The organism is Bradyrhizobium sp. YR681 (genome assembly GCF_000282615.1).
In the GTDB taxonomy this organism is placed as follows: Bacteria; Pseudomonadota; Alphaproteobacteria; order Rhizobiales; family Xanthobacteraceae; genus Bradyrhizobium.
Genome location: NZ_AKIY01000139.1, coordinates 1 through 9,985 on the forward strand (window position 1 = coordinate 1; position 9,985 = coordinate 9,985).

At 66.6% G+C, this 9,985-nt stretch carries 9 protein-coding genes; 5 read left to right on the top strand and 4 right to left on the bottom strand.

Annotated elements, in window-relative coordinates:
* Both PMI42_RS12295 and mdlC read left to right on the top strand, forming a co-directional pair.
* Positions 1-629, top strand: a 629-nt coding sequence (locus PMI42_RS12295; protein ID WP_008134265.1) for an HTD2 family dehydratase, incomplete at its 5' end; no start/stop codon positions are given.
* A 137-nt stretch (positions 630-766) separates the two neighbouring features.
* Positions 767-2,389, top strand: a complete 1,623-nt coding sequence (mdlC, locus tag PMI42_RS12300) for a benzoylformate decarboxylase (protein WP_008134266.1) — start codon at positions 767-769, stop codon at positions 2,387-2,389.
* An 88-nt stretch (positions 2,390-2,477) separates the two neighbouring features.
* On the opposite strand, the gene PMI42_RS12305 is transcribed toward mdlC, so the two are convergent.
* A complete protein-coding gene (locus PMI42_RS12305) occupies positions 2,478-3,254 on the bottom strand; it encodes an SDR family NAD(P)-dependent oxidoreductase (RefSeq protein WP_008134269.1) in 777 nt (258 codons plus the stop codon).
* A 75-nt stretch (positions 3,255-3,329) separates the two neighbouring features.
* On the opposite strand from PMI42_RS12305, the gene PMI42_RS12310 reads away from it, so the two are divergent.
* Positions 3,330-3,791, top strand: a complete 462-nt coding sequence (locus PMI42_RS12310; RefSeq protein WP_008134271.1) for a MarR family winged helix-turn-helix transcriptional regulator — start codon at positions 3,330-3,332, stop codon at positions 3,789-3,791.
* Positions 3,792-3,910: 119 nt separating this feature from the next.
* On the opposite strand, the gene PMI42_RS12315 is transcribed toward PMI42_RS12310, so the two are convergent.
* Entirely contained in the window at positions 3,911-4,705 is a 795-nt protein-coding gene (locus PMI42_RS12315) for an SDR family oxidoreductase (protein ID WP_008134273.1), read from the bottom strand.
* A gap of 46 nt (positions 4,706-4,751) precedes the next feature.
* Complete coding sequence (gene trhA / locus PMI42_RS12320; RefSeq protein ID WP_008134275.1) at positions 4,752-5,447, bottom strand: PAQR family membrane homeostasis protein TrhA; 696 nt, start codon at positions 5,445-5,447, stop codon at positions 4,752-4,754.
* A gap of 184 nt (positions 5,448-5,631) precedes the next feature.
* Here trhA and PMI42_RS12325 point away from each other — a divergent pair, with 184 nt between their 5' ends.
* Both PMI42_RS12325 and PMI42_RS12330 read left to right on the top strand, forming a co-directional pair.
* Positions 5,632-7,101 carry a YcjX family GTP-binding protein gene (locus tag PMI42_RS12325; protein ID WP_008134277.1) on the top strand — a complete coding sequence of 490 codons (1,470 nt, stop codon included), beginning with the start codon at positions 5,632-5,634 and terminating at the stop codon, positions 7,099-7,101.
* Complete coding sequence (locus tag PMI42_RS12330) at positions 7,098-8,126, top strand: YcjF family protein (protein WP_008134279.1); 1,029 nt, start codon at positions 7,098-7,100, stop codon at positions 8,124-8,126. The genes PMI42_RS12325 and PMI42_RS12330 overlap by 4 nt, the downstream gene beginning before the upstream one ends.
* Positions 8,127-8,308: 182 nt before the next feature.
* Here PMI42_RS12330 and PMI42_RS12335 read toward each other — a convergent pair whose 3' ends face one another.
* Positions 8,309-9,856, bottom strand: a complete 1,548-nt coding sequence (locus tag PMI42_RS12335; protein ID WP_008134281.1) for a glycosyltransferase family 39 protein — start codon at positions 9,854-9,856, stop codon at positions 8,309-8,311.
* Positions 9,857-9,985 lie beyond the last annotated feature (129 nt).

Below are 9,985 nucleotides of genomic sequence, written 5' to 3' on the forward strand. Positions count from 1 at the left end.
GCGGCGGCTTCCTGCCGCCGGTGCCGCTGCCGCGCCGGATGTGGGCGGGCGGCGAGATCGAATTCCTGCAGCCGCTGCAGGTCGGCGATGAATCGACGCGGACCTCGCGCATCGCCGACGTGCAGGTGAAGACGGGATCGACCGGCACTCTGTGCTTCGTCTCGGTCGAGCATAGCATCTCCTCGCCGCGCGGCACGGCCATCCGCGAGCGGCAGGACATCGTCTATCGCGAGATGACGACCAGCGCCCCCACTGGTGGCAAGGCTCCGCCGCCGCCGCCCAAGGCGCAGCATCGCGAGAGCCATGTCTCCGATCCCGTGCTGCTGTTTCGTTATTCCGCGCTGACCTTCAACGGCCACCGCATCCATTACGACCGCGACTACGTCACCAAGGTCGAGGGCTATCCGGGCCTGATCTTCCACGGACCGTTGCAGGCCGCGCTCATCATCGAGATGGCGGCGAAGCTGCACGGCGGCAAGGCGCCGAAGAAGTTCACCTATCGCGGCCTGCAGCCGTTGTTCGAGGGCACCGAGTTTTCCATCAACGCCAATGAGACCGAGGCGGGCATGGAGCTGTGGACCGCGAATGCGGAAGGGCAGCCGACGATGAAGGGCACGGCGGTGTGGTGAGGCGCCGCTGTCTCCTCCTCGTCATTGCGAGCGCAGCGAAGCAATCCAGAATCCCTCCGAGGAGATAGTCTGGATTGCTTCGCTTGCAATGACGGGTGGGGTTGGCGGCGCCGACAAACAACAGGGGACGGAAACCAATGTCCAAAAACGGCAAGACCGGCAGCAAGTCCGTCACCGTCAAGCAGGCGACCCTCGACCTGCTGCGCTCGTTCGGCATCAAGAAGGTGTTCGGCAATCCCGGCTCGACCGAGCTGCCGTTCCTGAGCGACTGGCCCGACGACATCGACTACGTGCTGGCGCTGCAGGAAGCCTCCGCCGTCGGCATGGCCGACGGCTATGCGCAGGCCACGCGCAATGCCGGCTTCGTCAACCTGCATTCGGCGGCCGGCGTCGGCAACGCGCTCGGCAACATCTACACCGCGCATCGCAACCAGACGCCGCTGGTGATCACCGCCGGCCAGCAGGCGCGCTCGATCCTGCCGCTGCAGGCCTTCCTCTATGCCGAGCGCGCCTCGGAATTCCCGCGGCCTTACGTCAAATACAGCGTCGAGCCGGCGCGGCCCGAGGATGTGCCGGCCGCGATCGCGCGCGCCTATTACACCGCGATGCAGCCGCCGTGCGGGCCAACCTTCGTGTCGATCCCGATCGACGACTGGGCGCATGCCGCAGCTCCCATCGAAGCGCGCAAGGTCAGCCGCGAGATCGGCCCGGAGCCTGATGCGATGAAGGCGCTGGTCGCGGCGCTCGGCTCCGCAAAACACCCTGCCCTCGTCGTCGGCCCCGGAATCGACCGCGCCGGCGCGGTGGAGCTGATGGTGCGCGTCGCCGAGAAGGCCAAGGCGAGCGTCTGGGTCAGCCCGTTCTCGGCGCGCTGCTCGTTCCCCGAGCGTCATCCGCAATTCGCGGGCTTCCTGCATGCTTCGCCGGCGCAACTCTCGGACGCCCTGCGCGAGCACGATGTCGTCGTGGTGATCGGTGCGCCCGTATTCACCTTCCATGTCGAGGGCCATGCCGCGATCTTCGACGGCGGCGCGACGATCTTCCAGATCACGGATGATCCGGATGCTGCGGCGGTCACGCCGATCGGCACCAGCATCATCGCGACGATGAAGCCCGCACTGAGCACGCTGCTCGATCTTCTGCCGGAGAGCAAGCGCGCGGCGCCGAAAGGCCGCACGCTGCCGCCGGCGCCGCAAGCGTCCGATCCGCTGCCCGTCGAGTTCCTGCTGCATTCGCTATCGCAGGCGATGCCGGATGGCGCATCGCTGGTCGAGGAAGTGCCCTCGCACCGGCCGGCAATGCAAAAATTCCTGCCGATGCGCGGCCAGGACAGTTTTTACACCATGGCAAGCGGCGGCCTCGGCTATTCGCTGCCCGCCGCGGTCGGCATGGCGCTCGGCAAGCCGAACAGCCGCACCGTCTGCCTGATCGGCGACGGCTCGGCGATGTACTCGATCCAGGCGCTGTGGACCGCCGCGCAGCGTAAGCTGCCGCTCACCATCGTCGTCATCAACAATTCCGGCTACGGCGCAATGCGCTCGTTCAGCCAGGTGATGCAGGTGCGGAACGTGCCGGGGCTGGAGCTGCCGGGCATCGATTTCGTCCGGCTCGCCGAGGGCATGGGCTGCCACGCGGTGCGCGTGACGAAGGCGGCCGAGCTCGGCGAGGCGCTGAAGCGCGGGATGGCGTACGAGGGCACCAGCCTTGTCGAGGTCGTGGTGGATTCGGCGGTACCGGTGCTGTACGGGCAGAAGCATTAACAGTGCCGTAGGCCGGATGGAGCGAAGCGTAATCCGGGAATCGTGCCACAAGCGCGTCGGCCCCGGATTGCGCTGCGCTCCATCCGGGCTACGAAGCCAGGAAGCCTCCATCAGCCGCCAACACATGCCCGACGACGTAGGATGACGCGTCGGACGACAGCCACACCACGGCCTCCGCAACTTCTTCCGGGCTCCCCATCCGCCGCAGCGGCAGGCCTGCACTCACCGTCGCGACATCGCCGACGCCGGCGCGCAGCATCATGTCGGTGACGACGCGGCCCGGCGCGATGGCGTTGATGCGGATGCCGCGCGGGGCGTTCTCCATCGCCGCCGAACGCGTCAGCGAGATCGCTGCGGCCTTCGACGCCGAATAGAGCGAGAAGCCGGGATTGGGATTGCGCACGCCGCTGACGGAGGCGTTGACGACGATGCTGCCGCGCCCCTGCGCCAGCATGACAGGCAGCTGATGGCGCAGGCACAGGAACAGCGCGCGGACATTGGTGTCGAACACGCTGTCGTAGATATCCATGCCCTGCTCTTCCAGCGGCGCGCGGCGCTCCTGGAAGCCGGCATTGTTGAAGGCGACGTCGAGCCGGCCGCAACGCTCGATCGCGGTGCGGACCAGCCGTTCGACGTCGTCCTCTCGCGTGATGTCGGTCTTGACTGCGATCGCCTCCGCGCCGAGCGCGCGGCACGCGGCGGCGGCGGCCTCGATCTCGGCCTCGCGCCGGCCCGCAACGACGATCGCCTCCGCGCCTTCGGACGCCATCTGCAAGGCCGTCGCGCGGCCGATGCCGCTGCCACCGCCGGTGACGAGGCAGACCTTGCCTCTCATCCGCTCTCCGGTTGGCAAAGTTCCGCTCATGGCTCACTCCAAAACGCTTGCGCGCGTCGTTGCACGCATATAGTTGTATGATACAACTATATGCGGAGAGTCAAGTTGCCCGAGCTTTCGCTGATCGACGACATCCGCGCCGCCTCGCGGCTGATGGTGCGCGAGCTCGGCTTCATGGATGCGACGGTGGCGGCGTCGGACTATCCGCCCTCAGCCGTGCATACGATCCTGGAAATCGGCATCCGCGGGCCGCTGACCTCAGGCGAGCTCGGCGATTTCCTGCGACTGGAAAAATCCAGCGTCAGCCGCATGGTGCGCAAGCTGGTCGATTGCGGCGAGCTGCGGGAGACGCCGGATGAAGCGGATGCGCGCAGCAAGAAGCTGTCGCTGACGGCGAAGGGCCGGCGCACGCTGGAGGCGCTGCACGCCTTCGGTCGGCAGCAGGTGAGCGGTGCGTTGGCCGTGCTGACGGCGGAGGAGCAGCGCACGGTGCGCGAGGGGATGATGCTCTATGCGCGGGCGTTGCGGGAGAGTCGCATGGAGGATGAGGCGGAGTCGGCGGCGTGAGTGCCGTAGCCCGGATGGAGCGTAGCGCAATCCGGGGTTCTCGCCGCAAGCTAAAGCGGCCCCGGATTGCGCTACGCTCCATCCGGGCTACAAGACCGAGATCGCGGCAGCAGCCTCGACTACTTCCCGAACTCGTCCCGCATCTTCGCCTGGATCTTGGCCATGCCGCCGATCCAGCGGTCGTAATTCTCGGTCTTCTTGCGCATGTAGCCGAGCACCTGCGGATGCGGCAGGATCAGGAACGTCTCCTGCTCGAGGCCGGCAAGCACGTCCTTCGCCACCTGCTCCGGCGTGAGATCGCCATCGCCGGATTGCGGGCCCTTGGGGATCGAGCGCAGCATGTTGGTGTCGACGCCCTGCGGGCACAGGATCGAGACCTTGATGTTGTCGGCCTTGTGCGAGATCGCGAGATTCTCGGCAAAGCCCACCGCGGCATGCTTGGTGGTGGAATAGGCGGGGCTGCCGACCTGCGACAGCAGGCCCGCCGCCGAGATCGTGCTGAGGAAATAACCGCCGCCGCGCGCCTTCATGCGGGGGATGAGATGGCGCGCCGCATAGACGTGGGCCATGACGTGGATCGCCCAGCTCCGCTGCCACGGCTCGTCGGAGGCGCCGCCCGCATTGACCGACATCGGATCGAAGCCGCCGCCGATGCCGGCATTGGAGCAGAACAGCGCGATGGGGCCGAACTGCTTCTCGGTCTCCTCGATGACGTGGGAGATATCCTTTTCCTGCGCGACGTCGCATTTGAAGGCGGCGCCATCGACCGTGGCGGCGACAGCCCGCGCATTGGCGGCGTCCATATCCGCGACGACGACCCTGGCCGCACCCGCCTTGTGAAAGGCCTCGCACAGCGCCTTGCCGATGCCGTTTGCGCCGCCCGTGACGACCACGACCTTGCCGGTCACCTGCATGCGACGTCTCCTCTTGTATTATCTTATACCGCTTCGCGGAACCTGCTCAGCTCAACACGAGGTCGAGCACCGCGGTATAATGGCACGCCGCACCGGCCAAGACAAAGCCGTGCCAGATCGCATTCTGGAAGCGCAACCGCCGCCAGGCGTGGAAGATCACGCCGAAGCTGTAGAGCAGGCCGCCGGCCAGGATGAAGCCCAGCACCAGCGCGGGCAGCACCTTGACCACGGCATCGTAAAGCATCACGCCGCTCCAGCCCATGGCGAGATAGATGCCGACCGCGACGCGGTCGAACCGGCCGGGATAGCGCAGCTTCAGCACGATACCGAGGATCGCGACGCACCAGACGCAGATGAGCAGCACCAGCGCGAACACGCTGTCCTTCAGCTCCAGGATGAACGGCGTGTAGGTCGCGGCAATGAGCAGATAGATCGCGGAATGGTCGAAGCGGCGCAGCAGCCATTTCACCGGCGAGACCGGCCAGAGATTATAGGTCGCCGACAACACCAGCATCGACAGCAGGCCGGCGACATAAATCGAGACACCCACGATGTCGGTGGCATCGGCATAGATCGCCGTCAGCACCACCAGCACGGTCGCGGCGATGGTGCCGGCAAGGACGCCGATCGCGTGGATGATGCCGTCGGCGATCAGTTCCGCGCGATCGTAGTGCCAGCCGATCGCGTCGGCGGCCGCGTGGACAGAGGTGGAAGCAAGCTGCTTCAATTGGAAGACGGTCATGGCAATCCGTAAAGGCTTGAGACAATGCCCTTTCCTATGGGTCTTTCGAGGCCGGCGCGTCGTTCAATCGGCTGATTTACCGACAAAGGCGGTGGAAGTATGAAGCTTGATTTTCCTCAGGCAATTGCCACTTTTGTGATTAGTCCTTTTTGCGTATGCGCCCCCGCCCGAGATCCCCGTTCATATGGCATTCAGTTTCCAGGATATGGTCGAGGAGGCACGCCTGTCGGCCCGGGCGCTGATCGATTATGGCGAGAACTTCTTCAACCCCACGGTGCGGCTCGGCGTCACCGGCCTGTCGCGGGCCGGCAAGACCGTCTTCATCACCGCGCTGATCCACGGGCTGACGCGCGGCGGCCGGTTTCCGGTGTTCGAGGCCTATGCCTCGGGCCGGATCGCGCGGGCCAATCTCGCGCCGCAGCCCGACGATGCCGTGCCGCGCTTTGCCTATGAGACCCATCTGCGCGCGCTGATCGAGGAACGGCTTTGGCCGAAATCGACGGTCGACATCAGCGAGCTGCGTCTTGTCATCGACTACCAGCGCCCGAACGGCGCCGACCGCACGCTGACGCTCGACATCGTCGACTATCCCGGCGAGTGGCTGCTCGACCTGCCGCTGCTCCAGAAGAGCTTCGAGCAATGGTCCGCGGAGAGCCTGGCGCTCTCGCGCGAGGCGCCGCGCGCGCATATCGCCGCCGAATGGCACGCCCATCTCGCGACGCTCAAGCCCGAGGCGCGCGAGGACGAGCAGGCGACCCTGACGGCGGCAAAGCTGTTCACCGATTACCTGCGCGCCTGCCGCGACGAGCGGTTCGCGATGAGCCTGCTGCCGCCCGGTCGCTTCCTGATGCCCGGCAATCTCGCAGGCTCGCCGGCGCTGACCTTTGCGCCGCTCGACGTGCCCGTGGGCGGACAGGCGCCGGAAGGATCGCTGTGGGCGATGATGGTGCGGCGCTACGAGGCCTACAAGGACGTGGTGGTGCGGCCGTTCTTTCGCGATCATTTCGCGCGGCTCGATCGCCAGATCGTGTTGGCCGATGCGCTCGCGGCGTTCAACTCCGGCCCCGAAGCGCTGCACGATCTCGAAGCCGCGCTCGCCGGCATTCTCGATTGCTTCAACATCGGCCGCAGCACGATCCTCACCAGCCTGTTCCGGCCGCGCATCGACCGCATCCTGTTCGCGGCGACCAAGGCGGACCATCTGCATCATTCCAGCCATGACCGGCTCGAGGCCGTACTGCGCCGCGCGGTGACGCGGGCGGTTGCGCGGGCGGAAACGACCGGTGCTGAGATCGACGTCGTCGCGCTCGCCGCCGTGCGCGCCACGCGCGAGGCCCAGGTGGCGCATGGCCGCGACAAATTGCCGTCGATCCTGGGAACACCGGCCGCGGGCGAAAGCGCCGGCGGCGAGTTCTTTGACGGCAACACGGAGGTTGCGACCTTTCCGGGCGATCTGCCTGTGGATCCCGAGCCGCTGTTCAACGGCACGGATGCATTCCGCGGCCTCTCGACGCAAGCCGCCGAGACGAGCGATTTTCGCTTCCTGCGCTTCCGCCCGCCAAAACTCGAACGCGAGGGAACAGAAGAGCCCACGCTGCCCCATATCCGCCTCGACCGTGCCTTGCAGTTCCTGATCGGAGACAAATTGTCATGAACGACCGATCCCAGCCGCGGCGGCCGGCGACGTTCCGGCTCGACGATCCCGGCGTCGTCGTCACCGAGGCCGATGAGGCGGCACGGCTCGGCCGCACGACAATTCAGATCACGCCGGAGCACGATCCGCAGGCGCTGCCGGTGCCGATCGAGGCCGCTTTGCCGGCGCGGCGCGGCTTTCCCTGGGGCACGCTGTTCTGGTCCGGCCTTGCCGGGCTGACGCTGCTCGGCACCGGGCTCGGCGTCGTCCATCTGATCGAGGATCTGTTTGCGCGCAGCGAGAGCCTCGGCTACGTCGGCCTTGCCTTCGCCTTCGTCACCGCACTCGCGCTTGCGGTGGTGATCGGGCGCGAGGCATTCGGACTCGCGCGTCTTGCGACCATCGAGAAGCTGCATGCGCGCGCAGCCGCCGTCCTTGCCAGCGACGATCGCAAGGAGAGCCGTGTCATCGTGCAGGACCTGCTCAGGATCGCGCACCAGAACCCGCAGCTCGCGCGCGCACGCGCGACGCTGGAAAGCCACACCGGCGAGATCATCGACGGCGCCGACATGATCAAGCTCGCCGAACGCGAACTGATGTCGCCGCTGGATGCGGAAGCGCGGCGGCTGGTGTCCTCAGCCGCGCAAAAAGTCTCGATCGTCACGGCGGTGAGCCCACGCGCGGCGATCGACGTGATGTTCGTGTTCGTCGCGGCGCTGCGCCTGATCCGCCAGCTCGCTTACCTCTATGGCGGCCGCCCCGGCGCGCTCGGCATGATCCGCCTGCTCCGCCACGTCATCGCCCATCTCGCCATCACCGGCGGCATGGCCGCGAGCGACAGCCTGGTGCAGCAGATGCTCGGCCACGGCATTGCGGCAAAGCTGTCGCAGCGGCTGGGTGAAGGCGTGCTCAACGGGTTGCTGACGGCGCGGCTGGGATTGGCGGCAATCGACGTCACACGCCCGCTGCCGTTCGCGGCCCTGCCGCCGCCGAAGCTGTCGGACCTGGCGACGGATTTGCTAAGGAAGAAAGAGGACGAGGCGTAGCGCGAGCCGCAAGCTCGGTGCACCCCCTCCCCTTGCGGGAGAGGGTGGCTCGCCGCAAAGCGGCGAGACGGGTGAGGGGTTCTCTCCGCGAGTCCAACGCTCATTTGAATTGCGGAGAGATACCCCTCATCCGGCGCTTCGCGCCACCTTCTCCCGCAAGGGGAGAAGCGAAGAGGCCGGAGCTAGGCGCGCGTGCGTGCTTCGAATTCCCCCGCCAGCACGCGCCACTGAAACAGCGGCGAGTCCTTCGGCGGCGAAAGCTCCGGGGTCCAGCCGGTGAGCTTCTCGATCGCATAGGTATCCGTGAGAACGCCGCGCCAGCGGCGCTCGACCTGGCCGAGCGGCTCGCGCTTGGCCGGGATATTCTCCCACAGCGACGAACGGTTGTCGGGCTCGCGGCCGACATAGATGCCGGCATGGCCCTTGATCCGGTCCATGCCGGGATCGGCAAACTCCTGGAAGCGGCCGCGCTCGTTGATCTCGATGACGGGCACGCGGCCTCGGAACAGCCAGCGCATCATGGCGTAGGTGCGGTAGTCCGTGGTCGCGATCCAGGTCGCGCCGGTCTCATCCAGTGCCGCCTGCGCGCGCGCCGCGACCTGCTCGTAGCCGGCCTCGGCACCGATCGGGTCGATCTTGCCGAGCAGATTCCAGGGCGCGGCGACGTAATAGAGGAAGACGATGACGACGAAGGCGATGCCCGAGACGACCGCGGTGTTGAGCCAGAACAGGCTCGAGCGGATCAGCCGCGCCGACCGACCTTCGCGCGAGAGCATCACGAGATTCACCGCGGCAGCAGCGAAGCCGACCGGCCACATGAACATCGGCCAGGTGTCGCCGACACGAAGCGTCAGCGATTTGAAGAAGAAATAGAGGAACGGCACCAGCACCGCGGTCGAGAGCAGGATCGCAACCGGCTCGCGCGTGCGGGTGCCGCGCCACGCCGTCATCACCAGGCCCGACAGCACCACCGGCAGCATGACGAAGCCGACCAGGCCGAATTGCAGGCCGATGTAATCGCCGATGGTCCGCAGCGAGATGCCGTAATTGGCGGTGGCGCGCACACCCTGGAAACGGAACGAGGCCCAATCGTGCTGCGCGTTCCAGATCAGCACAGGCGAGAATGCGGCGATGGCGATCAGCACCGCGAGATATGGATAGGGGCTGCGCAGCCAGCGCCAGCGCCAATCCGGCACCAGCAGGAACGCGGCGACCGCCGGCGCGAACATGATCGCGGTGAATTTCGACAGCATCGACAACCCTGCGAACAGCCCGGCCGCGAGCCACCAGCGGCCGTCGCCGCTTTGCGCGAGCCGCACCAGCGACCACATCATCGCCACCGCAAACGGGATCATCGCGACATCGGGCGCAACCTTGGCCATCAGCAGGCCGTAATAAAGCGCGGCCTCCGGCATCAGCACCGCGAACATGATCGCGCGGGCATCGTGGGTGAGGCGGCGAACGATGTCGGCGAGCAGCAACTGAGTCACCAGCATCGCGACGATGCCGCCGAAGCGGACTCCGAGCGGCGTGTCGCCCAAGATCACCGTGCCGAAGCGGATGAACCAGGCGATCATGGGGGGATGATCGAGGAAGCTCAGCGCGCCCTCCTTCGACCAGGTCCAGTAATAGGCCTCGTCGGTGCGCAGCTCGATGGCGGAGGCATAGACGATGCGCAGCAGCGTCATCGCGGCGATGATCAGCACGGCGATAACGAGGGGGCGGCGCATGGCGCCGGCGGGGGGCGTGGTGATGTCAGCGGCTGTCGTCACGGCCGCGCTTTTCGCCAACCCGGGAGGGGGAGTCAATGTCGGGGAGTGTCGTCCCGGGACGCAGAGCCGTAGCAACCATTAAAGGCT

Bases quoted from the DNA above. Each gene is read 5' to 3' on its own strand.
- mdlC (WP_008134266.1), top strand. From the start codon at position 767: ATGTCCAAAAACGGCAAGACCGGCAGCAAGTCCGTCACCGTCAAGCAG.
- PMI42_RS12305 (WP_008134269.1), bottom strand. From the start codon at position 3,254: ATGAGCGGAACTTTGCCAACCGGAGAGCGGATGAGAGGCAAGGTCTGC.
- PMI42_RS12315 (WP_008134273.1), bottom strand. From the start codon at position 4,705: ATGCAGGTGACCGGCAAGGTCGTGGTCGTCACGGGCGGCGCAAACGGC.
- trhA (WP_008134275.1), bottom strand. From the start codon at position 5,447: ATGACCGTCTTCCAATTGAAGCAGCTTGCTTCCACCTCTGTCCACGCG.
- PMI42_RS12325 (WP_008134277.1), top strand. From the start codon at position 5,632: ATGGCATTCAGTTTCCAGGATATGGTCGAGGAGGCACGCCTGTCGGCC.
- PMI42_RS12330 (WP_008134279.1), top strand. From the start codon at position 7,098: ATGAACGACCGATCCCAGCCGCGGCGGCCGGCGACGTTCCGGCTCGAC.
- PMI42_RS12335 (WP_008134281.1), bottom strand. From the start codon at position 9,856: ATGCGCCGCCCCCTCGTTATCGCCGTGCTGATCATCGCCGCGATGACG.